The following is a 27,000-nucleotide window of genomic DNA, read 5'->3' as shown; positions in this document are numbered from 1 at the left end:
GGTCTCGCTCGGGGGGCGACTCCGTTGGACGAATCGTGGATTTCGGGAGTCGCCGCCCAGTACGAGACGGCCTTCACGTCGGGCCAGGGCCCGGAGATTGACGCCTATCTCAAGGGGACGACGGAGCCGGGGCGATCGAAGCTCCTGGCCGAGCTGCTGCGCCTCGATGTCAGCCTGCGCCAGGCCCGGGGCGACCGCCCGAGCCTGGCCGAGTACGTGGGCAGGTTCCCGCGTGACTCCGGGACGGTGTTCGAGGTCCTCAGCGCGGTGGGCCTGACGGCGGACGAGGTCGACCTGCTGGCAGACTCCACCTCGGGGTCGACGGCCGCGGTGGAGGAGGTGCCGAGGACCGAGGAACTCGGCCCTTCGCCCAGCTGGCCGCTGCCGGAAGACCCGCTGAAGTCGACCCAGGCGGCGGGGTCGCATCCCCCACCCGGGGCGGGCGTCCCGACCCCGCGGGTCGCGGGCTTCGAGTCGCTCGAGCTGATCGGCGAGGGGGGAATGGGCAAGGTCTACAAGGCCAGGTCCCCCTCGCTCAACCACATGGTCGCGCTGAAGATTCTGCCCGAGGAATGCACCGACGATCTGGATCGCGTGGCACGGTTCCGCAACGAGGCGGAGCTTGCCGCGAGCATCGATCACCCCAACGTGGTGGGCGTGATGCAGTTGCTGATGGGCCCGCCGCTGGTTCTGGTGATGGCACTGGTCGACGGACCGGACCTCGGCCGGCTGCTGCTGAACCTGAAGCGAGTGCGGGCGGGCCGGCCTCCGGAGTTTCCGGAGAAGGACCATCCGTTCCTGCATCTGGAGCCGGACGAGCAGTTGAGGCTCCAGCTGAGCTGGCTCGACCAGATCGTGGACGCCGTGGCCTGTGTCAATGCGATGGGCATCCTGCACCGGGACCTCAAGCCGTCGAACATCCTCATCGACGGCCGGGGGCGGGCCCGGCTGACCGACTTCGGGCTGGCCCGCCTGGCCGTGGAGTCGTTGCTGACCCGAACCGGGCAGCCGATGGGGACGGCCGGGTTCAGCAGCCCCGAGCAGGCCGCCGGGCACCCGTCGCTCGACGCCAGGGCGGATCAATTCAGCCTGGCGGTGACGATCTACCAGGTGCTGACAATGCACCTGCCGTACGGCCGGCCCAGGCCGGGCGAACGCCTGCCGACGCCGACGCCGCCGAGGGCCTATCAGCCGAAGATCTCGGCCGACCTGAACACGGTGATCCTCAGGGGGATGGCGGAGGACCGCGAGAATCGGTACGCGACGACCGACGAGTTCCGCGACCAGTGGATGGCCGCCCGCGAGGGCCGGCCGATCGAGGCCTGGCGCCGGCGCCCCCTGCGTGTGGCCCTCTACTGGGTCCGCAACCACGCCTGGGGTGTGTCCGACGCGCTTGCGGCGGTCGTCCTGGTGCTGATCCTGGCCTTCGCCCCGGCCTGGTCCCGGTGGGGCGGCGGGGTGAACCCGCCGAAGCCCTCGCCGCTGAGGGTCAGCTTGGTGACCCAGCCGGCCGGCGCCCGGGCGGTCGCAGTCCCTCTGGACCCCAGGACCGGCGAGCCCGACGCCGCCCACCTGGTCCGTCTGAGGGCCGGCCGCGCGAGCCTGCCGCCCGGCGATTATCTCGTCGAGGTCGTCTGGCCCGACCGCCGGTTCCACCAGGTCTACCGTCGCGTGCCTGAGCCTGGCGCGCCCGTCACCCTGATGGAATACCCTCACACGGACTGGAAGCTGATTGGCGACGACCTGGTAACCTGGCCGCCGGTCGTGGCCCCGCCGCCAGATGTCGATCGCGGGATGGCTCCGATCGACGGCGGTGAGGCCTTCCTCCTGGAGCCCGACCGACCCGCGTCGGGCCCCGGCCCGAAGCCCTTCCGCCGCGACGTCCGTCCGTTCCTGCTGGATACCACTGAGGTCACCGTCGGGACCTATGGGGCGCCCGCGAGGGGCAAGCCGGACGACCCCGTCACGATGGTTTGCTACGACGAGGCTGTGGCCTATGCCGAGCGTGTAGGCAAGCGACTGCTGACCGAGGCCGAGTTCAAATTCTCGGCCACGATGGGGGGAACCCGCCGCTACCCCTGGGGCAACGACCCGCCGACTTCCTGGTCGTTCGGACCGGCGGGGGCGGATCGCCACGACATGCTGCCGACCGTTCCCCCCGTCTTCGGACTTTGCTCCAACGTGGCTGAGTGGACCTGCACGACGCTCGGGTCGGACCCGTCGCTGGCGGGGATCGTGGGAATTCCGACGGATCACCTCGCCAATCAAGTTGTCTGTGGCGGTGGAACGGAGGTGGTCTCCGGCAAGCTAATCGGGCCGGTGACGCCGCCCGACCTCGTTCGCGTGGGGCAGTCCCGAGGCAACCGGCTGCCGGGCCTTGGCTTCCGCTGCGCCCGGAGCCGGGGCCCGCTCTACTTGGACGGCCCTGGATCGTAGGTGAACCCGGCGGGGACGGTCCAGATGTCGGCCAGGTAGGCGGTGAAGATCAGGCCGTCCAGTTTCCGCTGGACTTCGATGCAGCGCTCGCCCAGCACGCTGATGACCACCAACTCATCCTTGAGAGCATTCGGGTCGGGCTCGGCCTGGAATGCCGTGGCGATGAGCGCGACGTGGGTGGGGTCGGCGGTGGTCAGCACCAGCAGAAGCCGGAGGGTGAAGTCGCGGTTGTCGAGCGGGTTGATGAGCCGGAAGTTGCGGGGCTTGCCGATGATCTCGGAGGTGCCCGGTACTTCTTCGAAGGCCGGGTAGAGGCCGTTGGTCTGCTTCAAGATCGGTGCGCCGTCCTTGGCAAGGTCGCCGACGGGGTGCTGGGTGCCCGACGCCTTGGCCTGGGGCCCCGTCGAGCCTGAGCTGCACGGATTGGCCCGGGCGATGCACCGTTTCGGCATCGGGTTCGTGGTGCAGTCGCAGCCCAGGGTGGTGAAGGGGGTCGAGGTGCTGATGAGGGTCGTGGCCGAGGTGTTGGTGCAGCAGTCGAGCGACCCGTAGTAGAAGACGCCGTTGGAGCTGTAGTAGAGGTAGACGGCGCAGAGGCGGGCGCAGGGCATCGTGGAGTCCCGTCGGTTGACCCGCGGGCACCAGGCAGGGGCTCACCGCCCCGGTTCCCCGCCGCACGGGCCGCCCGATCATAGACCGGAGGCTCCGCGAATGATAGGCGTTTGCAATACATGAGTAACGTATAAGTATCTACGTTTAGTGGGCCTGTCCGGCCGCGGTTCCTGCCAGGCGTGGTGCGGTCTTGGTCCTCCCGCGGTGCGGTCGGGGCACGCGCGTCGAGGGTGCCGGCTGGGTGTAGCAGGGCCAGGTCAGGTGGGCGACTGCGTCGGCCGGGTGGGCGGCGATCTCGGCGTCGAGGCGATGGCAATAGCGGGCCAGCGCCCAGGTCTCGTCGCCCGCGGCCAGCCGGCCCAGGCCCTCGAACCTGAGGGAGAACCGGCCGTCGGGCATGTGCGAGCCGAAGGCCAGCACCACCGGCGCCCCGGTCAGCACGGCCAGGTCGGTCCAGATGGACAGGAGGCGGAAGTCGCGCCCCAGGAACCGCGCGGGGCGGGCGTTGGGGCCGTCCCAGGGGACATCGCCGGTCATGTAGATCGACAGGCCGTCGCGCAGCGCCGACCTCGCCGCCAGGACGCGCGTGGCGGACGTCCCCGCGTCGAGCCCCCGGCGCAGGAAGAAGCCCGACTGCGGGTGCGGGCCGGTGCGGTCGAACCAGCGGGAGAGCTCGCCGGAGACATGCTTGGGCCGCTGGATGAGCAGCCGGACGGGGGGACCTTGTTCGCAGAGCCAGCGGACCGCGGGGAGGTAGGCCCCCAGGTGGCTGCCGACGAGGATGCAGCCGCGGCCGCCGGCGGTGGCCTCGGCCAGCACGTCGGCCCCTTCGACCTCGAACCGGCCGCCCCAGCCCGAGTCGGCCGGCCCGCCGAGGAGGTAGTCTCGCGCCAGGAACCGGGGGAGGTTGTCGTCCATCTCGGCGCGGACGTCGGCCGGCGACCAGTCGGCCCCCAGGGCCTCGCGAGCCTTGACCAGCGCCCCGGCCAACTGCCGCCGATGCATCGGGCGGAAGTTCGAGACGAGACGGCCCAGCGCGGAGAGCGCCAGGTCGGCCCGCGCCGGGCTCGTCCGCCTGAGCAGCGGCAGCAGCACGTCGTAGAACGCGCACTTCCAGGTCAACGCATGCCGAATCGTCATGGCCGGGGCCCCTCGCGCTTCCGTGTCGAGCCGTCTGGTTCCGTCCGGCTCAGCCCTCGCCTCGGGCCAGCCCCTGCAATCGCTGATAGTCCACCTTGTCCGTCGACGTGGTCGGCAGCCTGGGGACGAACGAGACCGAGTCGGGCACCATGTAGTGCGGCAGGTAGCCTGTGCAGTGACGCTTCATGGCGATGATCGACCCCTTGCGGCCGGGCTTCATGGCCACGAAGGCGGCGATGGCCACGCCCGCGTCATCCGACCTGGCCACCACCGCGGCGCCGTCGACGTCGCCGTGGCGGTACAAGGCGCTCTCGATCTCGCCCAGCTCGATCCGGTAACCCCGCTTCTTGACCATCCGGTCGCGCCTGCCGTGGAAGAGGTAGCAGCCGGTGCCGTCGTCGACCACCAGGTCGCCCGTGCGATACCAGGTCGGCTCGGCCTCGCCCTGCGCGGCGGGAAGGAAGGCCCGGGCGGTCAGGTCGGGCCGGCCGAAGTAGCCTCGCATCACGCCGGGGCCGGCGATGACCAGCTCGCCCACCGACCCCAGGGCCACGTCGGCCCCCTGCTCGTCGACCACGCGGGCACGCAGCGGCGGGCAGACCGGGCCGATGGGCAGCGGCTCGGTGCGGTCCGCCTCGATCGAGCCGGGGACACGATAGCCGGTGCAGACGTTCGTCTCCGTCGGGCCGTAGAGGTTCCAGAGCGTCGTCTCGGGCCAGGCGGAGCGGATCCGCCGGAGAGGGGCCATCGGGAAGACCTCGCCTGCGAACAGCCCCACCCTCGGGGCCGACCCGTCGCCGGCGGTCAGCCCGCCGTGTTCGGCCAGCAGCCCGAGGATCGAAGGCGCCGAGTACCAGACGTCGACCGGCCTCGCCTTCAGGGCCGCCGCCAGCCGGGCCGGGTCCTTGCCAAGCGCCTCGCCGATCAGGACCAGGGTCCCGCGATGGCGGCAGCAGGCATAGAGGTCGAACACGGATAAATCGAAGTGAAACGGCGCATGAGAACTAAAGCGTTCGGAGTCGCGCAGGTCGAGCGCGAAATCGCACCAATCCAGGAATGTGAACGCATTCGCATGCGAGAGCATCACCCCCTTGGGCGTGCCGGTCGAGCCGGAGGTGTAGAGGATGTAGGCCAGGTCGTCGGCCCCCCTGGGCTCGGGCAGGGGCGCGGGGGCCTCGTCGGCCATGACCTCGTCCCAGGGGGCGTCGCACGGATGCGGCTCGGCACCCGGGATGCCGCCGACGACCACCAGCCTGGGCACGGGACCGGGGCCGGGCCATGCGGCGCGGATGCCGGCGACCAGGGAGGCCTCGGCGACGATCGCCTTGACCCCGGCGTCGGCCAGGATGCCTGCCCCGCGGGTCGCGGGCGCGGAGGGGTCGACCGGGACGTAGGCGGCGCCTGCGCGGAGCGTCCCGTGGATGGCGGCGACGGACTCGGGCGACTTGGGCAGGAACAGGCCCACGCGATCGCCCCGGGCCACGCCCCAGCGGGCCAATCGGGTGGCGAGCCGGCCCGCCTGGCGGTCGAGCTCGCGGTAGGTCAGGGTGCGGCCCGCCTCGTCCTCGACGGCAGTCCCGTCGGGGGCCAGGGCGGCGGCGTCGCGCAGCAGGTCGGAGAGGTGCGAGATCGAGGGATCCGTGCTCATGGTCGCTTCCTTGCCGGCGCGGGCCCCGCGCCTTCTCGTCGAGGGGTTAGGGTCTGGGGGGCGGGGGAGAGGCGTCGAACAGCGAGCGGTACAGCTCAGGCTGCGCGGCGACAGCGCGGGCCAGGCCGAGGAAGAGGCGGCGGTGTCCGGCGGCGTTGGGGTGGTCGTCCCAGGAGGCGATCTCCAGCTCCCGGGGGTCATGGCGGTCGAACGACGCGGACAGGTCGATCACCGGGACGGCGTGGTGCGCGGCGATGCCCGAGTGACGGGCCACCGCCTCGTCGCGCGTGCCGGGCTCGTCCGACTTGCCCACCCGGGGGATGATCAGGCAGGCGAGCGGGATGTCCGCGGCCCGGCACTCCGCGGCGAGCGCCCCGAGGGCGCCGTCGGCGATCGGCCAGCACTGGTCGCGGATCTTATCCTTCACGGAACTCTTGTCGACCAGCTTGCCGCGGGCGTCGAGCCGGAAGTCGGCCTCGGTCAGCCCGGTCGAGGCCAGCGCGCGGACCAGGAAGTCGTCTCTCAGCGGGACGCGATTCAGCAGCAGGCTCCGGAGGTGGATCTCCGTCAGGCGCGGGTCGAGCATCGTCACCGAGTAGAAGACGAGGTCGGGCTTGAACGCGGCGGCCTTGCGACGATAGCTCTCCAGCCGCTGGGCCGGGCTGTAGGCGGCCACGGCGAAGTTGAGCACCTCGAACCGACGGGGAAGGCCCCGTCGCGCCGCGTGGGCGTTGAGCCAGTTCTCGAACAGGTTTTCATACGTCTGGTCGTCGCCCACTCCCCAGCCCATGTCCATCGACGAGCCGAGCAGGGCGACGCGGATGATGCCGTCGGGCTTCGCCTCGGTCGTCGGCAGGTCGCGAAGGCCCGCCCCGTTGGTGGTGAAGCGGCGGCCGAAGAGGGTGCGATTGACGTTCGGGATCAACTCGAACTGGAGGTAGTCGGCGGGCATCTGCCGCGAGACCCCGGCATCGCCGAATCGGGTCCAGTTGGCCGGCTTGCCCATCAGGGTCAAGGCCAGCTCGTCGCGTGCGCCCGGCGATCCGTCGCCGCCGATGAGGCCCTCGTAATAGCCGCCCGCGTCGCGCTTGCGGTCGGCCCGGTTGAGCTCCGTCGAGCGGGCGTTGTCGCGTGCAACGCGTGCCGAGGCCCAGCCGTGGGGCAGGGGGGCCACACCGGCGGCCAGCAGCAGTGCGCTCAGGGCGATGCGGGTCAGAGTCGGGCCCTTCGTTCCGGTCGCGGTCGTCATCGGTCGCCTCCCGCGTCCTTGAGTCTTGCGGCGACGTGGCCCCAGATGGCCCCGTCGATGCGCCGGGCCAGGCGTGCGTGCCCGTCGGCGTTGGGGTGGTAGTCGGACGGCTTGATGGCGATCGACTCAGGCGGCACGCCGTCATAGACGTCCGAAAGGTCGAGGACCGGCGAGAACCCCGCGGCGCGGGCCAGGTCCACCATCTGCTCGCGCTCGGCGCGGCTGCCCGGCCGTCCCACGCGCGGGATCAAGACCCAGGCGCAGGAGAGGCCCTTCTCGCGGCAGCCGGCGACGATCTCGCGATAGACCCCCTCGAGGATCTGGATGCGGATGGGGCGCAGCAGCCGCTTATAGGCCTCGGAGCCCTGCCCGGGTCGGGCGCCCGCATGCTCCAGCGTCTGGCGGTATGCGGGGGCGTCCCAGCCCTGGCCTCGGGGGAGCATCACACGCAGCCGACGCTCGTCCCAGCCCAGGTCGGCCAGCGTTGCCTGGTAGATGACCGTGTCGGGCATGGTGGCCAGCGCCACCCGCCTGGCGTGCTCCCAGCGCTGGCCGGGAGCATGGCCCGGGACGGCGAAGTTGAGGACCTCGACGCGCGGGCCGCCGCCCTCAACCGAGCGTGCGTCCCATTCTCGCTCTAAGATGGGCTCATATCCGCGGCCGTCGTCGACACCCCAGCCCGACGTGATCGAGTCGCCCATCAGGGCCACGCGGAACGTGCCCTGGGGCTTGGCCGCCGCGTATTCGCGGTCGCGCATGCCCAGCGTGTTGGTCGACCATCGCACGCCCCAGTGCTCGATGGAGAGGGCTGGCTTGAGCACGTACTGGCGGGCGTCCGGCACGACGTCGGCCAGCGGGCCGGCGTCGAAGGGGGGTGCCTCGGCATGCCTGGCCGCGTCGGCGTCGGGGTGCGAGCCCGGGTCGCGGCCGGCATCGAGGATCTGCTCGTAGTAGCCGCGTTCCATCCGGTCGTAGTCGGTTGCGTTGATGGCGTCGCTGCGCATCGCGTCGCGTGCGGCCAGGGCCTGCGGGGGGACGAGCCGGCCGGGAGCCAGCCCGAAGGCGAGCAGCCCGGCCGCGGCGAGCAGACGTGAGGGGTGAATGTTCCGAGCCATGCGGTGGTCACCTGCTTGGATTGCTGGCCCCGTGCCGTCCTTGCGTGCGTCAGGCCCCGCCCAATGCCCTGCGCCAGAGGCCCATCCAGGCCTCCACGCTGGGGCTCGACCAGAGCGACCAGAGGATGCAGATCGTCGCGAACGTGCCCGCCGTCTTGGCCGCACGGAGCGCGAATTCCGCCGGGCTCGGCCTCGATCCGGGGGCCGTGCGCCGCCTCGGCCTGCGGGCGTCAAGCTGGACGTTGACCAGGACGAGGACGCCCAGGATGCCCCAGAAGAGGCAGTCCGGAAGGCTCAGGCCCCAGCTCCCTCGCAGCCAGAACGACTGGTAGGCGTGCAGGGCCCAGGTCACCACGAAGACGACCGTCGTGGCCGCCGCCAACGCCTGCCACTGCGGCCGACGCTTCAGCCGGAAGGCGACCGGGTTGAAGACCAGCCGCACCATGAAGTCTTTCCAGTAGATGTTGATGCGACGCCAGTAGTCGGTGAAGCTATTGGCGAGCAGGTAGTTGTGGTGCGTCTCGGGCAGGGCGAAGCCGAAGAGGTGCAGCATCCCGCAGGCGACGTGGAACTGGCCCGAGACCCTCAGATAGAGCAGGTAGTTGCACGCCAGGTAGCCGGCCAGGCTCGCCGGCCCCGCCACCTCCTCGGCCGAGATCAAGAGCCCGTGGTACACCAGTCGGTACATCAGCAGTTGCACCGTCCCCCGCAGGATCATCCCCAGCCCGGCCTGCTGGATCGAGTGGATATCACGCGAGAAGTACCCGCGCTGCATCGTCCGGTAGTCGACCACCGGGAAGTGGAGGAAGCAGTAGTTGGGCAGCAGGAAGAAGTAGCTCAGCGTGTCGACGAGCGACTCGCGCTTCTTCGCGTGCTTCAGCTCATACAGATAGATCATCATGCGGAACATGAACATGGTGCCCAGCACGGGCCAGAGCCCGTCGGGCAGGGAGCCACCGACAAGCCCGCCCCGGACCAGGGCCATGCCTAGCGCGGCCGCGGCGATGATGCCGGCGCGAGCACTCCATGCCAGCGGCAGGTAGCAGACCCCGATCAGGAGCGCCGCGACGGGCAGGACCACCGCGGCGACCGACCAGCCGAAGACCGCCGCCAGTCCCGCGACCGAGGCGGCCACGAACAGCGGCTTCTTCCAGGCGAAGGGGGCCAGGTAGTGCACCGGCCACGCGGCGAAGCCCAGCGCGGCCAGGATCTGGAAGGCCCGCCCCTCGACGTGGTAAGCCCGGAAGACGGCCAGGAGCAGCCCGAGGTTGGCGGCCACCGCGGCGAACTTCCGCCAGTCTCGCCGACAGTTCGCCGGCTCGTCCGCATAGAGACGGGCGAAGCGGCCCAGCGGGCCGGCCGCGTTGGGGATCGGGAAGTAGCGACGGTGGGGCGCCGGCCGCAACGTCGTGGATTGCTCGATCTCGATCCGCATGGGCCGGCCCCCTCCCTGGGGTTCTACCCGAGTCGCAACCTGTCCGACCCGGCAACCATGCTCGTCCCGCGGCTGCGAGACTCGCCTGTCTCTTCCGAATCAGCGTCAAACCCGCCGCAGTCGGCCCGCGACCCGTCCTTGGTCCGGGGGCCCGAGACGTCGGGCGTCGCCTCGTCGGCGATGCCATCGACCCACCTCGGGCGGCGTCGAACGGGGGTATACCCGATCTTCCGAGAAAGTGTCAATGCAGCCAGCCCCGTTGACGAAAGTCCACGCCGATTTGCCTGATGGGCCCGGCCCGGCACGCGCAAGTCGGCCCGAGCCGAGCAGATCGGCACCCGAGGTGGGACCCGCCCGGGTCCCGGGAGGTCGGGCCCGAACGGAAATTCTCCGAATTCCTTCGGGCTCGTGCTGGGCTCGGCTCGTCGTTGATCGAGGCCCGATGCACGGCCTCGGCGACGCGGCCGAGACCCGGATTGTCGCATCGGGAGACTTGCGGTAAGGTGCCGCGCCTCTCGGTCGGCCGGAGGAGCCGGTCGGCCTGGGAGGCGTCGCGAACTTGGAATCTGGGCCTCCCGATCGGTGGCCTGACGAGATGCGACGGCTGCGCCGGTCCAGGGAGGAGACGATGCCGATGGCCGCGAGGGATTGGGTCCGTCGCCTTGGCCCGGAAGTGCTGCTGGGCGTGTTGGCCTGCCTCACGTTCCTGGGAAGTTTGGGGTCGATGGACCTCTGGGGTAAGCGCGAACAGCGCGCCTCGGCCGAGGCGATCGACACGGTCGACCATGGCCGGTGGCTGATCGCCGAGATCCAGGGGCGCAAGCGGCTGGAGAAGCCCCCCCTGCCGCGTTGGACGATCGCCGGGTTGATGACCCTGACGGGTCGCCGCGACGAGGTGATCGTGCGACTACCCGGGGCGCTATCGGCCCTGGGCATGGTCGGGCTCGTCTACGGCCTGGGCTGCAGGCTGGGGGGACGTGCGGTGGGCCTGGCCTCGGGGCTGGTGCTCACGTCGATGTCCTTCTTCATCATCGAGCTGCGCCAGGCCGGCAACGATGGCCCGCTGGCGTTCTTCGCGACGCTGGCGCTCTATGCGGCGTGGCGAAGGCTGCACGGGGACCGGCCGCCGGAGCCCGGCGAGGCCCTGCCGGAGCAGGCGGGCGGCCGCCGCTGGTCGCTCCTGATGTACACGGCGATGGGCCTGGGCATCCTGACGAAGGGCCCGATCATCCTGCTGGTCGTCGCCCTGACGGTCATCCCTTATGTCATCGCCCTGGGCGAGCCCTGGCGTGGGCTACGGCGGCTGGCCGACGGCTGGGGGATGGCCATCTTCGGACTGCTGGCCCTCTGCTGGCCGGTGCCCGTCGCGCTGACCGACCCGATGGCGGCGCGGGTCTGGTACCTGGAGATGGCCCAGAAGGCGGGGACCGCGGGCATCCACCATTCCAGGGCCCGGCAAATTCTGGCCGTCGACTGGCCCTGGATGACCTTCCCCTGGGGCCTGCTCGCCTTCTCGGCCCTGATCGTGCCGCTGCTGCATCGCGGCCGCGAGGGCCGGCCCAAGGTCTGGTTCGCCTGGTGGTGGACCCTGGGCAACCTGGCCATGTTCTGCCTCTGGAAGGTGGCCAAGCCCAACTACTACGTCCCCTGCCTGCCCGGCGCCGCGCTTCTGGCGGGCCAGGAGTGGGTGCGGCTTTGCCAGGTCGCCCGCGAGGAGGGCCCCGCCAATCTGGCCGCCAGACGCCTGCTCCAGTTGCACTGGGTGATCCCATTCGTCGCGGTGCTCGTCGCGCCGGTGGTCGTCTCGCAATTGGTGCCGGCCTATCTGGGCGTGGCGCTGGCGGGGGCTGCGGCGTGCGCCTGCTTGATTGTGCTGAGCGCCTGGACCTGGCGCCGCGGGGCGAATGCCCTGGCCCTGGCCCCGTTGGTGGCCGCGATGACCCTGGGCGTCCTGGTCGCCTACGGCGCCGTCGCCCCCCGCGAAGACCCCCTGCGCAGCCACCGGCAGCTTGCCGACCGGCTCGGCGTGGTCCTGCCGCCCGACGTCCGCACCGTCATGTTCTTCCACGAACTCGACGAGGGCCTCTGGTTTTACCTGCGAGATCGCCAGCTCGCCCCCGTCCCCGGCAGCCAGCCGACCTACAACGAGGGGATCGACCTGGTGCAGGCCTCCAAGGAGAACCGCCTGATCCTCGACCCGGTCGTGCGCATCCGCAATGAGCAGGATCTGCTCGTCAAGTGGATCCGCGAGGGAGGCCAGGCTTCCCCTTATCTCCTGATCCGCAACAAGGACTACGCCCAGTTCGAGCGGGCGCTGGCCGGCCTGGTCACCCCGCTGATGCGGGAGGAGGGGCTCGACCGCAACGAACTGACCCTCCTGCGCGTCAATCCGACGGCCGCCGCCTCGACGGCGACAGCCCCCCCAGAGAAGGCCCCCGGTCTGGACACCCCGTCCACCAGGCGCTGACGCCCAGGGATCGTCGAGATCGAGCTGTCCTACGGCCCCCGATGGCCTCGTTCGCAACCGCGACGAGACCATCGGGGGCCGTCCTCGTCGACCGGAAGCCCCGACCTGTCGCCCCTCGACGAAACCGACGGCGTGAAGGTTGATGGTTGCGTTGACCTTCCTGTGTTGACTTTGGGGGTTGTGGCGGTTGTCGCGACCGCCTTCCTTGCGCAGATTGCCGGGCCGCCGGAACCCCGACGACCGTCACGAGTCGTCGTTGTAACTCGTTGGCAGAAAACGGGAAGGGCGTTCAAGGGGCGGGGCCCGGCTGACGATATCTCTGTCTAGCTCGCCTCGGTAACCCTGAAGCGAGAACTCGGGAGCACCGACTGGGTGGTGTCGGAGTGGTGGTCGGGCCGCAAGGCCCCGGGTGTCGGGAACACCTGCTGTCACTTGATGCCCTGGTTTGAATTTAGCCGGGTTCGGCATCCGGCCGGCCGGATTGTCGTCCTCGTAACGATCGTTTGCTTAGGAGTTACGTCTCCCATGTTGAAGCCCCTGACCCTCGGCGTTAGCTTGGCCCTCGCTCTCGGCATGAGCAGCGTGAGCACGGCCGGTCTGTTCGAGCACGGCTGCAGCACCTGCGGCATTGCCTCGGCCCAAGGCCCCATCCCCACCGCTCAGAGCGTCATCGCCAGCCCCCAGGGCTGCGAGACCGGCGGTTGCGGCGCCAAGCTTCCCTCCCTTGGCCTGAAGACCAAGCTTTGCGGGTTGCTGAAGCACAAGCCCAAGACCTACACCTACGAGTACGTGCTGAAGAAGAAGCGCGTCTGGGGCCATAAGGACAAAGGTTGCGACACCGGCTGCGGCACGGTCGCCCCGGTGACCTACGCCACGGGCCAGGGCACCTACGCCGCCCCCCAGGCCGCCCCCGCCTACGGTGCTCCCCAGGCTGCTCCCGCCTACGGTGCCGCCCAGTCCTCCTACGCCCCGGGTGCCATCGCCCCGGCCACCCTGGCCGGCGACGTCCCCCCTCCCCCGGAAGTCACCAACGGCGGCAGCATCTCGCTGACCCCGGCCGGCAACTGAGGTCCCTCGGCCTCGGAGCGGACGCCTAGCGATCGCCGAGTGGCCGAACTCCTCACGAACCACCCGACGGCCCGCACTCCTCATGGGAGTGCGGGCCGTCGGGCGTTTCGAAAGGTCGCATCCGGCGACGATCTTCGGCGGCGATGGTCCGATCGCTCTGGACAGCGCAGGGCCGCGCCGGTATCGTCCCCCTCGCAAGCCAGAGCCCGCCATCCTTGAGTCAAAACCCGGCGAATTGCAGAGATTTTCCAAGTTAAGCCTACCTCCGTACGGCCCTCGGCTCGCATGCCGATGGCCTGCGGTTGCGCACTTGGCACGGGCCTCGGTCGAGCATGGATGCTCGCCGGGGCCACGGCCGACTCCGGTTCCGACCCCCGACGGGGCGGCCCGGCGTTCGAGTCAGACGGAACGGACGGACGAACCAACCACCCCGCTCGAGCGGAGGAGAGCAACGGATGCCTCCCGCACCGCCCAGCCAGGTTACTCCCTGGTCGCGCCTCTCGGGCCTGATCCTGCCGGTGACGATCGTCGGCGCGATCCTGGTCTTCGTCGTCCCGCTGCCCCCGGCGGCGCTCGACCTGCTGCTCTCGGCCAATATCACCCTGGCGGTCATCGTCCTGCTGACGACCCTGGCCATCCGGGCGCCCCATGAATTCAGCGTCTTCCCGACCATCTTGCTGACCACCACGCTCACCCGGCTGGTGCTCAACGTCGCCACGACGAGGCTCATCCTCACCCGGGCCGGCGAGCACGGGCTGGACGCGGCCGGCGACGTCATCAAGGCGTTCGGCGAATTCGTCGCCGGCGACCAGGTGCTCGTCGGGGCCATCCTCTTCCTGATCCTGGTGGTCATCCAGTTCGTCGTCATCACCAAGGGGGCCACCCGCATCAGCGAGGTCGCCGCCAGGTTCATGCTCGACGGCCTGCCCGGCCGCCAGATGGCCATCGACGCCGACCTGCATGCCGGGCTGATCGACCAGCACGAGGCACACCGCAGGCGCGACGCGGTCTATCGCCAGGCCGACTTCTTCGGGGCCATGGACGGTGCCGGCAAGTTCGTGCGGGGCGATGCCGTCGCCGGCGTCATCATCACGGTGGTGAACATCCTTGGCGGGCTCTACATCGGCGTGGTCAACTCGGGCATGAGCGTCGGCGAGGCCGTCGAGGTCTACACCAAGCTCACGATCGGCGACGGCCTGGTCAGCCAGGTCCCCGCCTTCCTCATCTCGCTGGCCGCCGGCCTGATCGTCACCCGCTCCAGCAGCGACTCGGACCTGGGTGCCGAGGTGACCGGGCAGCTCCTGGGTCGCCCCGAGGTACTGGGCGCCTCGGCCGTCTTCCTCGCCGTCCTGGCCTTCACCGAACTGCCCAAGCTGCCGCTGCTGACCCTGGCCGGGGCCCTCGCCTCGGGCGCTTACGTGATCCGGTCCCGACGCACACGCGACAATCTGCGTCCCGAGGCGGAGCCTGAGCGTGTGGAGGCGGAGTCCGAGCGTACCGAGCCCGTCCGCGATCGGATGGAGGATCTCCTCCATGTCGATCCGCTAGAGTTGGAGATTGGGTACCGCCTGATCAGCCTGGCCGAGCCCGGCCGCGGCGACCTGCTGGAGCGGCTCGGGGCGATGCGCCACCGGGTCGCCCGCGACCTCGGCCTGATCGTGCCCAAGGCCCGGATCCGCGACGAGATCGGCATCGGCCCCCACGAATATCGGATCAAGATCCGCGGCTCGGTGGTGGGGCAGGGCGTGGCCCACGCCGGTAGGCTGCTGGCGATCCCCCCCGTCGGCCTGGTCGACGGCCCGACGGGCCGAGACGGCTTCGACCCGATCACCGGCCAGCCGGCCGTCTGGATCCACGCCGATGGCCGCGAGGTCGCCGAGCTGGCCGGTTGCCGGCTGATGGAGGCCTCCGCTGTCGTCGCCGGCCACTTCACCGAGATCGTCCTGAGCCATGCCGACGAACTGATGACCCGCGAGCAGGTCGGCCGGCTCCTCGACCGCGTCCGCTCCACGTCGCCCGCCCTGGTCGACGAGGTCGTGCCCGGACTGATGCGGGCCGGCGAGGTCCAGCGCGTGCTCCAGAACCTGCTCCGCGAGCGGGTCAGCATCCGCGACCTGGAGACGATCCTCGAGTCGCTGGCCATGCAGGCCGGCCGCACGCACGACACCGACGCCCTGACCGAGCACGTCCGCCAGAGCCTCGGCCGGCGGATCGCGCAGCAGCACCTCGGGGCCGACGGCCACCTGCGGGTGGTCACCCTGGGCCGTGCCATCGACGCCCGACTGGCGGCCTCGGCGCAGCAGCCCGACTCGGGCCCGACCACGGCGCTCGGGGCCGACTTCTGCCGCCAGGTGATCCGCGTGGTCGCCCAGGCCGTCCAGCCGCTGGTCGAGGCGGGCCACCCGCCGGTGGTCCTCACCTCGCCCGAGGCCCGCCCGGTGCTGAAAGACCTCACCCGCGCCGACCTGCCCCGGCTGGTCGTGCTCAGTTACCGCGAGATCCCCAGGGATGCGCCCGTCGAGACGCTCGGCTCGGTGGTCGACGGCGACGAGCTGCCGGCCGTCACCACTGTGAGCACAGCCACGGCGACCCGCTGAGCGGGACGCAAGCCTCGCCCCCGGACGGAACCGGGTGGCTTCCGCGATCGAGATGGCCCGGGACAAGGGAAGGGAGGGGGACCGTGCGAAAGACCGAGCCGCAGACGACGCCCCGGACCTACCGGGCGGCCACGCTCAAAGGGGCCCTGGCCCTGGTGCGACGAGACCTCGGGGGCGGGGCCACCATCCTCGGATCGCGCGAGGTCCGCCGCCGTCGGATCTTCGGCCTGGGCAGCCGCGAACTGGTCGAGGTCACCGCCGCATCGGCCTCGCCGGCCGAGCCGCCGGCCGTGGCGGTGCCGCAGGCGCACCACCGCGAGGCCCACGAGGCGGTCCGCGCCGGGGTTGGCGACCGGCTCGGCAGGCTGCACGCCGCGGTCGAGGACCTGGCCCGGATGGGCCGGCTCGACCACCTGCTGCCCGACCTGCCGTCCCCCTTGGTCCCGATCTATGCGAGCCTGCTGGAGGCCGACGTGCCCGAGGGGCTGGCCCGCCGCCTGGCGAAGCACGTGGCCGAGCTGGTCGACCCCGAGGAGGCCGAGCGGCCCGATTCGCTCCGCCGCGCCCTGGTGCTGGCCGTCGAGTCGTGCATCCCGGTGGCCCCGCCCATCCTGGCCATCCCCGGCACCAGGCGCGTCATCGCGCTGGTCGGGCCGACCGGCGTGGGCAAGACGACCACCGTGGCCAAGCTCGCCGCAAGCTTCAAGCTAGCCCACGGCTTGCACACCGGCCTGGTCACCGTCGACACCTACCGGATCGCCGCCGTCGAGCAGCTGCGCACGTATGCAGAGATCATCGACCTGCCCCTCTCGGTGGCCAATACCCCGGCCGACATGCGCCGGGCGATCGACGAGCTGGGGGAGGTGGACCTGGTGCTCATCGACACCGCCGGGCGCAGCCCGCGCGACGAGGTGAAGATCCGCGAGCTGGCCGACTTCCTGGCCGAGGCCCGCCCCGACGAGGTCCACCTGGTCCTCAGCGCCGCGGCCGGAGCCCGGAGCCTGAAGGCGGCCGTCGACCGGTTCGCCGTGGCCCGGGCCGACCGCCTGATCCTGACCAAGCTCGACGAGGCCGACGGCCTCGGCGGGGTCCTCGGGCTGCTGGCCCAGGCCGACCGCCCCGTCAGCTACATCACCACCGGCCAGGCCGTGCCCGACGACATCGAGGGCGCGGACCGGTCCAGGCTCGCTCGGCTGATCCTCGGCCAGGAGGTCTTGCCATGAACCGACCCATCGGGCGGGGCGACCCGCCGGCGACCAGAGGCGCCCCGGGCGCGACGGGAGGGGGCATGTCCGACCAGGCCGACGGGCTTCGTGAATGGGTCAGGGCGCGGGCGGGGGAGATTCCCCAGGCCGGGGCGCGGTCCAAGTCGCCGCCGGCTCGGTTGGCGGAGGCCCCGGGCATCGGCCCGCCTCCGGCCGCCATCGTCGGCCTCTTCGCCTCGCTGTTCGCACGCTGGGCGCCGACGCGCCGGGGGTGTCGATCGTGAGGCTCAGGCAAACTTCTCCGGCAATGCGGCTCAAGCCGATGATGCCGGATGTCCGATATCTGAAGATGTCCGCGGGGTTCCTTGAACCGCGACAGGAGAGGGGGGAGCCGGCCGCCGCCGGTCTCCGCCGCGATCGCATCGAAGGCCCACTGCTCGAAGCGACCCCCCGGCACATGGATGTGCCCCTGCCCGCGAAGTCGACACGGAGGTCTAGATGTCAACCAAGCTGGATGTGGACGTCACGGAACTCTGGCGTGAGTTCAAGGAACAGCCGACCACACCACTCCGCAACCGGCTGGTGGAGCGTTACCTCCCCCTGGTCAAGTACAACGCCGAGCGGATCTGGCAACGCCTGCCCGAGGGCGTCGACCTGGACGACCTGATCTCCGCGGGCGTCTTCGGCCTGATGGACGCCATCGACGCGTTCGACCTGACCCGCGGGGTCAAGTTCGAGACGTACTGCGTCCCCCGGATCCGCGGGGCCATGCTCGACGAGCTGCGGACGATGGACTGGGTCCCCCGCCTGGTGCGTTCCAAGCACACCAAGATGGAGGAGGCCCGCAAGTCGCTCGAGGCCCAGCACGGCCGCCCGCCGACGGACGTCGAGCTGGCCGAGCGCCTGGGCCTGCCGCCGGGCGAGTTCGACAAGATGGCCGCCGATGCCAACGCCGTCGGCCTCATCAGCCTCAACAAGAAGTGGTACGAGACCGACAGCTACAAGGACGTCCGCGAGATCGACATCCTCGAGGACAAGAAGGGGGAGGACCCGACCCGGAGGCTCCAGCGCAAGGACCTGATGCGCATGGTGACCAAGGGGCTCAACCGCAACGAGCGTCTGATCATCATCCTCTACTATTATGAAGAGCTGACGATGAAGGAGATTGGCGCCACGCTCGACCTGAGCGAGTCGCGGGTCTCGCAGATGCACTCGTCGATCATCAGCCGCCTCCAGTCCCAGCTCTCCGCCCGCCGGCCCGAATTCGGCACCTGACCCTGAAGAATCCGCGATCTCGGGCGGCTACGAGTCCGGCGGGACGCAGACCGCCCGATCCGATCGAAGGCCCGCGTCGGCCGTCTCCCAGACCTCGGGGACGGCCGGCGCGGGCCTCTCTTTTTGCGCCCCCGTGGGGGGAAATCGCCGTCTGCTGTTCCATGGACGGGTCGCGTGGCAACACGCGATGCTCCGCGCATGAAAAACCCCGGGCTCTCCGTCGCCCGGGGCAAAAAGCGTCGACTCGTGCCGGTGATTGGCGTCCAAGCAAGACCGGGCGAGTTGAAAACCGCCCCTGTTATTTCTCAACCTGGAGCCCGGCCGCCTCGGTGATGCGATCGAACGACGCACGGTTCGTCGTGTAATTGATGAGCTGGACTGTGTCACGCGGCCCGGCAAGCTTAACGGCGAGAGCGACATCCTCATCCGTAAGCACGACGGGGGAGGCGGCCAGCTTACGGGCGACCACAAAAAGTGCCCGATCGCTGGGTGTGAACGACGACAGATCGCCGTCGAGGCTGTAGATCTGGTCGGCGGATAGGCCCAGCGATTCGAGTCGCCTCTTGGCCTGGCCGGTCGCGTACCACGCGCGATCTTGCCGGGCGATGATCCAGCTGACCTGTGCCTTCAGCAGCGGCGTAAGGTCGCCCTTCTCGTCGGCGTTGCGGATTCCCGTGGCGAGCCGGACGCCCTCGCGGGGGAAGTTGGCCAGCAGCCTCGCCCACTGCGGCAAATCCCCCGACGGCAGGGCTTCGGATAGCACCGTCTCAGCCTTTGCCTCATCCAGCAGCGGCAAGCGCGGGCCTCGCGTTCGGGCTACCTGCAGGGCCTTTTCAACTTCGGCTCGTGGCTCCAGCGGCGGTCGGTCGCATACGGTCAACACGGTCGGCTTGCCGGACGTGGGATCGTTCACGACCGGGGCGACCTTGGTGATCCGGCTGAGATATTTCTCGGCGGTCGGCGTCAGGTAGCTCTGATGGGCCGCGTTTTGCTCCGTGGTCGGCTCAGTCCTCCTGCCGAAATTGCCGCCGTTCGCGGACTGAGGGACCCCGGCCCCCTCCTTCCAGCGGTTGATCGCATTGTTGCCCGCGACCGACATGATCATCTCCAGGATCTGGAGGTCGGTGTAATCCTTGCGCAGGGAGGCGATATCCGCGTCGGACAGGTTGTAGGGCTCGAACGTCAATTTGCGGGCGAAGGCGAAGGCCGCCCGCTGTGCGGGAGTGAACTCCGACCAATCGCCGTCCAGGGCGGCGATCTCATCTTCTTTCAAGCCGGCGGCGAGCAGTTTCGACTCCTGGTGGCCGAGGCAATACTGGCAGTTGTTGGTCCGCGAGACGATCCAGAACAGTTCGGTCTTGAAGGCATAGTCCAGAGACTGGTTCGGGTCAGTGTTCCTACCGAACTGGCCGGGCTGAGTCCGGGGATTGGCGGGTGTCTGTGCATTCCCGGCGGACGCCGGACGGTTTCCTCCGAAGCCGAATCCCTCGCCGGCCGGCAGGTAAAGGGCGCGGATTCGACTTTCGTAGCCCGCGCCACGCTCCCCGAGTTTCTCCTTCTCCTCGGCGCTCAGCTCAGGGAGTGGAATGCGTGGTTTGCGCGATTTCATGTCTTCGAGAAGCTGCTTCATCTCGGGCCGGGTCAGCGGGACGGGCCGAGGCGAGTCGGCGTATGTGGCGTTGGCCGATGCCAGCAACAGGCCGGTCGCGAGGAGCTTGATCGTTCTCACGTGAGGCGTCCCCTTATCGAACGTTAGAGAGACGTGGACGAGTGCGAGCGACGGGGCGATGTCGACCGTCTCAGAGGCTGTCCTGACGCAGGACCAGCCGCTGCGGGTGAGTGGTCACCGCGTAGACGGCGTCGCGTCTGATTGATTTGCCGCGAGGGTTTTTCATCTCCAGGACGACGTCATAGTTGACGTCGGTCCCGATCAGCCGACCCTCCTCGGCGGCCCGGAAGTTCACCAGGCGCAGCCCGGACATCCAGTCCCCGTCGGCGACGTGCAGTGGCGGGTCCTGGCTGGTCAAGGTTTCGGGCTTCTCGCCCCCTTTCCAGGCCTCGAGCGCGGCCAGCAGCAGCGTCCGGCCTTCGACCGGGTCGGACGGCGAGGCGTTCTGGCCGCACCCGGCGGTCCCGACGAGGAATACCAGGGCCAGTCCGATGGGTCGGAGAGCGAGCCCCGTGTTGATTGGCTTCATCGAGAAGTCTCCAAATGGAATGCCCATCATCGAGGTGGCCCAATCAGTAGCTGTCGGCGCTGATGACCTCGCCACCATTGCGAGTGCCGGCGGCTCGCCAGGTCTGGACGCTGATCGTGGTCTTCACGAACCTGACCGAGCCGTCGGCCATGGTGACGTTGACGCCTCCGGGGTGGCGGCTGTTGGCGGTGGTGCTGATCCGCTGCGGCGGGTACATGCACGACCGCGAGCCCGGCACGCCGGTGTGGTAGTAACGCGTGCCTGTGTGGCTGTCCGACATCCAAGGTGCGCCGACGTTGGAGTTGCCCTGCTTGGAAAGGTCCAGGACATCGACCTGGCGGCACATGCTGACCGCCTCGTCGGCGTTGGCCGGGTAGGTCCCCGGGCGGTAGGTGTCGGATAACTCCGTCGAGATCGAGTTGCTAAAATCGCCCTTGATATGCTCACTCATCGCGGCGGTGTTGCTGGTTCCGTCGGTGATTTCGGCCATCCCGACGCGGAAGTCCAGGAAGAAGGTGCCGTTGGGCGCGGGCATCGCGGTGTTCACGGCGGAGGTATCCTGCGGCCCGAAGGCGTTCAGCGGGATCGTCCCGTGGTTGAACCGGTAATTGACTCCCGCCCAACCCGCGGGCAGCACATTCGCCGAGTCGCTAGGGCAGACGAAGATGCCGACGCTGGTCACCAGAGCAGTCGAGTTCCCGGGCATGGTCGAGTTGAGATTGAAGTTGATCGAATTAGCAATCACCGTTTGCTCCATGAACGGGAGCAGACGCGTGTGCTGAGATAAGTTCGTCTTGTCATTGGTCGCGACGTTCATGGCGTTGCCGATCGGAAACGCCCCGTTAACGTCGTGATAGTTATGCAGAGCGAGACCGAATTGCTTGAGATTGTTGACGCACTGCGCACGCCGAGCGGCCTCCCTGGCCGATTGAACGGCTGGCAGGAGGAGGGCAATGAGGACGGCAATGATGGAGATCACCACGAGGAGCTCGATCAGTGTGAAGCCTGAACGCTTGCGAATCATGAAAATGGCCTCAGTTTGTTGGAGGACCGATCGAAACGATCGCGGTGCGCAATGCCGGACAAGGTCAATCCCTGCCATTTGGCAAGGAAGGTCCGGGAGGTTATGCCGGGATATTCAGCCGCGAGCGGTATCGAATGCCAGACCGGTCCACGCGCGAGATTTCTCACGCAGGCAGGTTCTTGCCATCGATGAACGGAATCGCGTCGAAGGACGAGGGGGCACAAACGCGGGAGAACCCGGCATTCGTGACATGCCTGCACCAATACAGCGATTAATTTAGATATTTAGAAGCAATGGCTTCGCGGGGGACGTTCGATCTTGAGCGGGCGGTCCACTGTCAGTGGTGTCATTTCATCGACACGGAACCGACTGGTCTTAGGCGGTGCCAGATAGGAAAGGGCTGGTGGGCAGCACCAACGCTCGCCCATCGGCGTCGCGGGAGGAAGCGTGGGGATCGGGCGTGACGGACCTTCTGAACAGGATGGTCCGGAGCAGGGTTGTGGTCGCGGAGCTTGGAGAGGCTCGTCTCCGACCCTCGCGTCGACCGTCAGATCGTCGAAAAAGGAGAGCATCGCGATGATTTCGCGATCTGAGCGAGAGTGCGAATAATGACTACACGACGCCTTGGCCGTCGAAGCTGCGCAGCCGAGCACCGAGAGCGTGAGGATCGCGCCCGCGATGAATGTCAGAGGTCGGCGGCGGGGCATACGGCCCATTGAATACAGTGACTCGAACCGGGAATCGCATGACTCTATGAGCGATCACTCAGAATGACAGTACCCTGTTCGGCCGGTGTTTTACAATAATGAAAGGCCGGTGACTCCGAAAAAAAAGCGTACATCGATCCGACTTGAATCGGACCGTCACGACGACCGGTCAAAGCGCCGCCTTGCGGCGTTCAGTTTCACTCTCGCGAGCGCCTCGGGAGTGCCGGGCCCTGACGACATCCCCGGCTGGTTTGGCCATTGCGGACATCGGCAAAATCGCGTCAACCGCTTGATGCGGAAGGGTCTGGTCTAGAGGCTCGCCACGGCCGGATGGCGCGAGCGGGCGGGCGTCGCCGTCGGCCTGGCAAAGAAGTAACCTTGCATGTAATCGGCGCCGTGGTCGCGCACCCAGGCGCTCTCGCCCTCGGTCTCGATCCCCTCGGCCACCGTCTCGATCCCCAGGTCCCGGGCCAGTTCCAGGAGCTTGGCGACGATGCCTGCCTTGTAGCTGTCGCCGTCGACGCCCCGGATCAGCTCCATGTCGAGCTTGACGAAATCGGGCCGCAGCTCGGCCAGCAATTTCAGCGAGCCGAAGCCCGATCCCAGGTCGTCCAGCGCCACCTTGAAGCCGGCCTCGCGGTAGAAGTGGACGATCCGCCTCAGGTGGCCCAGATCCTCGATCCGATCGCTCTCAACGATCTCGAAAACCACCCGCTCGGGCCGGAAGGCCGTCTCGTTCAGCGCGGCGACGGTCGTGCGGAGGCAGAAATTCGGGTCGTAGATGGCCGTCGGGTTGAAGTTGATGAAGAGGCGCGACTCGTCGCGGTCGAGCCCCTGGGCCGCGGCCGAGCGGATCGCCGTCAGCCTCGCGGCCCTGTCCAGCGGGAACATCAGGTCGGCCTCGCGTGCCGCCCGGTAGAGCCGGTCGGGCGGGATCAGCGATCCATCGTCGCCCAGACCGCGCAGCAGGCACTCTTGGGCGAAGACAACCTCGGGGTCACCGGCCCGGACGATCGGCTGAAAGTGGGAGACCATCCGGTTCTCCTTCAGCAGCTCGATGAGCCAGTTCCCGCGGATCCGGGCGAGCAGCGTGCCCAGGGGCTGCATCGCCGTCAGGTCGTCGATCGACAGGCAAGCACCGTCGCGGAGGATCAAGGTCTTCGCGTCGGCCTGCTCGCCCAGGCTCAGGACTTCGGCGAGCGACCTGGCCAGGAGGGGGAGGACACCTGGGGCGATGGGGATGCCCAGCAGCCCGGAGCCGGTCGCCTCGAACCCGAGTTCAATCTGGGTGAGCAGCGACCGGATCTTGCCCTGGGTATGAGCCAGCGGCAGGGACACGAAGAGGGTCCCGGATTCGGGCAGCGGGGCTGGGGTGACCGCACACCGTGAGCATTGCGACATGACGTGCCTCGGCCCGAGAGGAGTGGCGACTCGGGGACACTAGGTCACGGAGTACGCCAACGGGCGGCTTCACGCGGGACTCCCGCCGGACGAACTCGGCGTGGAGTCAGACGAGGGGGCAAACACGCCCGGCGGCGGATGGTCCGTCGATTCCGATGTCCGCAGCGTGGCGATGGCTCAGGCCTCGGCCCGCGTCGCGACGAGCCCGGCGGGAACGAGCCAGGCGGCCCGCGCCGGGCGGGGCCTCGGGCCCTTCGTCAGGGCCGCGACCAGCAGCAGGGCGACGGCCAGCCCGACGGCCCAGAGCAGGGCCCGGACCCAGCCCGGCAGGGGGGCCGCGGGCGTCGACCTCAGGTAGAACTCGAACGGCGTGCGCGGCATCGACTCGGCGACCACCAAGGGGTCCTCGTCGAAGAGCCGGTGCGTGCGGCGGCCGCCGGGCTGCGGGGGCGGGGTGGGCTTCCTGTCCATCTCGGGGCGGACTCCAGCTGCGCGGACGGGGGCAGGGCAGGGCAAGGCGTGGCCCGCTCAGGCGCGCGCCACGAACGACCAGTCCCAGCTCCGGGGGTGGCCCGAGAGCTGCTCGAACCCGGCCATGTTCTCGTCCCAGGGGTAGAGGACCTGATCCAGCTCGATCGAGGTGAATCCCGCGCGGGCCATCCGGTGCTTCAGCTCGAACGGCTGCCAGAACTTCTGGCGCAGGCCGCGGAACTCGAATCGGCCGATGGCGAAGTCGTAGTAGGTGTGCTCGGCCAGGAACGCCGCAGACCGCTCGGCCGCCTCGGGCTCGGCGCCCGTGTCCAGGGCCTGGTCCATCAGCAACATCGTGTGATAGTGGATCGCGTCGATCGAGGGGACAACCCCCGCGAAGACGCCGCCGGGCCGCAACGTGGCGCGGATCGCCCGCAGCGTCCGGTCGATCTCGCGCACGTCGGGCATCACCAGCGAGTTGACCGCCACCGCCAGGTCGAGCTTGCCGGCGTAATCACTCAGCTCGTCCATCGCTCGCACGTGGAAGGTCACCCGCGAGGCCAGGGCCCCCAGCCTGGCCTGCGACCGCCGGATCATCGCCGGGGCGAAGTCCAGCGCGATCACGGTTCCGAATCGCCCCACCAGGTACGGCAGCAGGGGGCCCGTGCCGCAGCCCAGGTCGGCCACCGTCTTCGTGGTCGGCGCGTCCACAGCGTCAAGCATGGCCAGCAGCGGGTTGACGACCCCGGGGCGGAACGGGTCGAGGAACAGCTCGTCGTAGCGTGCCGCGTGACGGCTCCACTGGCGGTCCTGGCGAGTCGTCTCTTGCTCATTCACGGGGGTGGCCTTCGATTCGGGCGGAGAAGAGGGGCGTGTCCGCATCGTGCGTCCCCGGGTTCTGGTCAGCTCGGCCCCGGCGGTGGGATCGCTCGGCCCGGGTTCGGGACGAACTTGCGCACATCCAGGGCGCGGGTCTGCGGCGTGCCCAGGACGTCGCACCGATAGCTCATCGGATAACCATAGGTCGGATCCGGCCGGAAGCGTAGCACGATCTTCGTCCCGGCCGGCTGCCCGAAGGGATTGGCCGACCCGAGCTGCGCCAGGTCGTCGTCGATCGTGCGGAAGAGGCCGTCGACCCCGAAGTATTTCGGCTCGCCCGGCCTGGCCACGACCTCGCGGCCATCGGGAAGGACGCTGTAGATCGCCTCGACCTCGCCGTTTCGCACGAAGACGCGGTAATGCACGTTGCGGGCGCCGGTGCTCGTCCATTCCAGGTCGTAGTCGTCCACTCGGGCGCGTTGCCAGGTCTGGCGGGCGGCCCCGAGCCGCTCGGGGGTGACCTCCTGGCCGCCGCAGCCGGCGATGAGCGCAATCATGGCCAACCCGAGTCCGATGGCCTGGGTCTTCAAGGGGTTTTCCGAACCATTGGGATGACGGGCGGAAAGGGCCGATGGGGGCATTGCTTCACGATAACGGCCGCACCGCCCCTTCACAACTCAGCGACGGGGGAGCCTGGAGAGGAATCGGACGTAATCGCGGAGCGCCGGATAGCGGGGCGACAGCGGGCTGGGATGTACGGCGACCGGTGACGCGATGTGACGGGCCACCGCGTCGACCGCCCGCTCGGCCGCGGTGCGTGGGACGGTCTCGCCCGACGTCTCGGGCTCGCCCGGGGCGGCGCCGGCCCAGCGTGCGAGCCGCTCGGCCTGCTGGGTGGCGGATTCTCGGCCGTCGCCGGTGGCCCAGGGCTCGTCGTGGCGGAACCGGAGCAGGTGCGCGTGCCAGGCAAGGGCCAGGTCACGCTCGCGCCTGGCACTCTCCGAGTCGGTCGGCTCGGCCGCAAGCGCGGCCAGCTCCTCGTCGTCCAGCAGGGGCCCGCGGTAATCGAGCCGATCGGCCAGACGGGCGACCCGGGTGTCGAGGCCCGGCCCGGTGTCGACCCCCAGCCGTCCGGCCAGCGAGTCCAGCGCCTCGGCCGCCCTCCGATCGTCGTCGGGTGCCGGGGCTGCCGTTGGGGGGGCCGGCCGGACATCGACGCGGGGCATGACGGGCACCGGGATGGGCTCGGGGGCTTCGGGCACGGTGCGTGGGGCGGCCGCCAGCCAGGCCAGTGCCACCCCGACGAACGCCAGCGCCACAAGACCGGCCGCCAGGCCGACGCGCCTGCGGCTGGACCAGGGCCGCGGCGGCGGCTCGAGCCTCAGCCCAACCTGACCGGGCTCCATCACCAGATAGGACGGGTCGAGCGTCACGCCGGCCAGCTTGGGCACGGCCAGCAGGTCGAACCTGCCCGCGTTGCTGAACGCCAGCGTCGCCAGCGACTTCCGCTTGCGTGTCCGCGCCGGCAGCGAGGCCCAGGCACGCCTGGCGAGCGGTTCGATGGGCGTCGACGACTCGAGGACCACACGCCGTCCCCAGGCCAGCCAGCGTGCGACCCAGAGGGCATCCGCGTCGGCGGTCGTCGCGTCGCCGGCTTCCGCGATAACTCTCCCGCGTGGCAGGGCCGCATGCTGCACGCCCCAATCACACCTGAGCGCTCCGGCCAGGGCAAACGGGTCGAAGCCCACCTTGCGATATTCGGACGCCGCCAGAAAAAGGCCGTGGAAGGCCAGGGCGCCGGGCCGTCCACGGTCGTCGTCTCCTTGCGGCGTCACGCCAACTACCGCCCAGGTGCCGCTCGGCAGGCGCAACGCAAAGAGGGCGTCGGCGGGAAGGGGCCCGCCCGTGGCCTCGCCAAACCGCTGGCAGGCCCCCTTGAAATCGGCCAGCCACTCGGGCCTGCATCCGGGGGAGTGCCCCAGCAGGGCATAACCCTTATCCCAGAACCCGAAGTTGCCGTAGACCGCCTGCTCGAACTCGACGACCTGGCCCTGGCCCCGCCGAGGGGGTGAAATCACCGCGTCGCCCTGTTCCGGGGCGGGCTCCTGCTCGACGTCCCGGGTCATGTTGGGC

21 protein-coding genes are annotated in these 27,000 nt (G+C 69.4%); 7 read left to right on the top strand and 14 right to left on the bottom strand.

The features are described 5' to 3' along the window. Nucleotides 1-24 precede the first annotated feature (24 nt). Entirely contained in the window at nucleotides 25-2,436 is a 2,412-nt protein-coding gene (locus tag EP7_RS27360; RefSeq protein WP_463525433.1) for a protein kinase domain-containing protein, read from the top strand. On the opposite strand, the gene EP7_RS27355 is transcribed toward EP7_RS27360, so the two are convergent. The 6 genes from EP7_RS27355 to EP7_RS27330 form a co-directional block, all read right to left on the bottom strand. Continuing rightward, a complete protein-coding gene (locus EP7_RS27355; RefSeq protein WP_463525432.1) occupies nucleotides 2,412-3,047 on the bottom strand; it encodes a hypothetical protein in 636 nt (211 codons plus the stop codon). The two genes, EP7_RS27360 and EP7_RS27355, sit on opposite strands and share 25 nt — an antisense overlap. Before the next feature lie 145 nt (nucleotides 3,048-3,192). Continuing rightward, entirely contained in the window at nucleotides 3,193-4,188 is a 996-nt protein-coding gene (locus EP7_RS27350) for a hypothetical protein (RefSeq protein WP_463525431.1), read from the bottom strand. A 49-nt stretch (nucleotides 4,189-4,237) separates the two neighbouring features. Continuing rightward, nucleotides 4,238-5,836, bottom strand: a complete 1,599-nt coding sequence (locus EP7_RS27345) for an amino acid adenylation domain-containing protein (RefSeq protein WP_463525430.1) — start codon at nucleotides 5,834-5,836, stop codon at nucleotides 4,238-4,240. A gap of 46 nt (nucleotides 5,837-5,882) precedes the next feature. After that, a complete protein-coding gene (locus EP7_RS27340) occupies nucleotides 5,883-7,085 on the bottom strand; it encodes an SGNH/GDSL hydrolase family protein (protein ID WP_463525429.1) in 1,203 nt (400 codons plus the stop codon). Beyond that, nucleotides 7,082-8,200, bottom strand: a complete 1,119-nt coding sequence (locus EP7_RS27335; RefSeq protein ID WP_463525428.1) for an SGNH/GDSL hydrolase family protein — start codon at nucleotides 8,198-8,200, stop codon at nucleotides 7,082-7,084. The genes EP7_RS27340 and EP7_RS27335 overlap by 4 nt, the downstream gene beginning before the upstream one ends. A gap of 49 nt (nucleotides 8,201-8,249) precedes the next feature. After that, on the bottom strand, nucleotides 8,250-9,635 hold the full coding sequence (locus tag EP7_RS27330) for a hypothetical protein (protein WP_463525427.1): 1,386 nt from the start codon (nucleotides 9,633-9,635) through the stop codon (nucleotides 8,250-8,252). Between the two features lie 634 nt (nucleotides 9,636-10,269). Here EP7_RS27330 and EP7_RS27325 point away from each other — a divergent pair. The 6 genes from EP7_RS27325 (at nucleotide 10,270) to EP7_RS27300 (ending at nucleotide 18,247) form a co-directional block, all read left to right on the top strand. Further along, nucleotides 10,270-12,102: an ArnT family glycosyltransferase gene (locus EP7_RS27325; RefSeq protein ID WP_463525426.1), complete on the top strand. Its 1,833-nt coding sequence runs from the start codon at nucleotides 10,270-10,272 to the stop codon at nucleotides 12,100-12,102. Nucleotides 12,103-12,627: 525 nt separating this feature from the next. Further along, nucleotides 12,628-13,170, top strand: a complete 543-nt coding sequence (locus EP7_RS27320) for a hypothetical protein (protein ID WP_463525425.1) — start codon at nucleotides 12,628-12,630, stop codon at nucleotides 13,168-13,170. A gap of 455 nt (nucleotides 13,171-13,625) precedes the next feature. After that, the gene (locus EP7_RS27315) at nucleotides 13,626-15,767 is read left to right on the top strand and encodes a flagellar biosynthesis protein FlhA (protein ID WP_463525424.1); all 2,142 of its coding nucleotides are present in this window, start codon (nucleotides 13,626-13,628) and stop codon (nucleotides 15,765-15,767) included. Nucleotides 15,768-15,850: 83 nt separating this feature from the next. Next, entirely contained in the window at nucleotides 15,851-16,990 is a 1,140-nt protein-coding gene (flhF, locus tag EP7_RS27310) for a flagellar biosynthesis protein FlhF (protein ID WP_463525423.1), read from the top strand. Continuing rightward, a complete protein-coding gene (locus tag EP7_RS27305; protein WP_463525422.1) occupies nucleotides 16,987-17,256 on the top strand; it encodes a hypothetical protein in 270 nt (89 codons plus the stop codon). The genes flhF and EP7_RS27305 overlap by 4 nt, the downstream gene beginning before the upstream one ends. A gap of 214 nt (nucleotides 17,257-17,470) precedes the next feature. Then, nucleotides 17,471-18,247, top strand: a complete 777-nt coding sequence (locus EP7_RS27300) for a FliA/WhiG family RNA polymerase sigma factor (protein WP_463525421.1) — start codon at nucleotides 17,471-17,473, stop codon at nucleotides 18,245-18,247. Between the two features lie 298 nt (nucleotides 18,248-18,545). On the opposite strand, the gene EP7_RS27295 is transcribed toward EP7_RS27300, so the two are convergent. The 8 genes from EP7_RS27295 to EP7_RS27260 all read right to left on the bottom strand — a co-directional run bounded on the left by EP7_RS27295 (nucleotide 18,546) and on the right by EP7_RS27260 (nucleotide 26,993). Next, nucleotides 18,546-19,976 carry a carboxymuconolactone decarboxylase family protein gene (locus EP7_RS27295; protein WP_463525420.1) on the bottom strand — a complete coding sequence of 477 codons (1,431 nt, stop codon included), beginning with the start codon at nucleotides 19,974-19,976 and terminating at the stop codon, nucleotides 18,546-18,548. A 70-nt stretch (nucleotides 19,977-20,046) separates the two neighbouring features. Next, nucleotides 20,047-20,445 carry a hypothetical protein gene (locus EP7_RS27290; RefSeq protein WP_463525419.1) on the bottom strand — a complete coding sequence of 133 codons (399 nt, stop codon included), beginning with the start codon at nucleotides 20,443-20,445 and terminating at the stop codon, nucleotides 20,047-20,049. A 43-nt stretch (nucleotides 20,446-20,488) separates the two neighbouring features. Beyond that, complete coding sequence (locus EP7_RS27285) at nucleotides 20,489-21,469, bottom strand: DUF1559 family PulG-like putative transporter (RefSeq protein ID WP_463525418.1); 981 nt, start codon at nucleotides 21,467-21,469, stop codon at nucleotides 20,489-20,491. A gap of 1,016 nt (nucleotides 21,470-22,485) precedes the next feature. Beyond that, on the bottom strand, nucleotides 22,486-23,577 hold the full coding sequence (locus EP7_RS27280; RefSeq protein WP_463525416.1) for an EAL domain-containing protein: 1,092 nt from the start codon (nucleotides 23,575-23,577) through the stop codon (nucleotides 22,486-22,488). Nucleotides 23,578-23,754: 177 nt separating this feature from the next. After that, entirely contained in the window at nucleotides 23,755-24,048 is a 294-nt protein-coding gene (locus tag EP7_RS27275) for a hypothetical protein (RefSeq protein ID WP_463525415.1), read from the bottom strand. Between the two features lie 57 nt (nucleotides 24,049-24,105). Then, the gene (locus tag EP7_RS27270) at nucleotides 24,106-24,885 is read right to left on the bottom strand and encodes a class I SAM-dependent methyltransferase (protein ID WP_463525414.1); all 780 of its coding nucleotides are present in this window, start codon (nucleotides 24,883-24,885) and stop codon (nucleotides 24,106-24,108) included. 65 nt (nucleotides 24,886-24,950) lie between these two features. Further along, on the bottom strand, nucleotides 24,951-25,424 hold the full coding sequence (locus EP7_RS27265) for a hypothetical protein (protein ID WP_463525413.1): 474 nt from the start codon (nucleotides 25,422-25,424) through the stop codon (nucleotides 24,951-24,953). Between the two features lie 120 nt (nucleotides 25,425-25,544). Then, the gene (locus EP7_RS27260) at nucleotides 25,545-26,993 is read right to left on the bottom strand and encodes a hypothetical protein (protein WP_463525412.1); all 1,449 of its coding nucleotides are present in this window, start codon (nucleotides 26,991-26,993) and stop codon (nucleotides 25,545-25,547) included. Between the last annotated feature and the right edge of the window lie 7 nt (nucleotides 26,994-27,000).

The sequence above is a fragment of the Isosphaeraceae bacterium EP7 genome (assembly GCA_038400315.1).
In the GTDB taxonomy this organism is placed as follows: domain Bacteria; phylum Planctomycetota; class Planctomycetia; order Isosphaerales; family Isosphaeraceae; genus EP7.
Note: the sequence above shows the minus strand (reverse complement) of the source record. Positions and strands in the feature narration are given on the sequence as shown.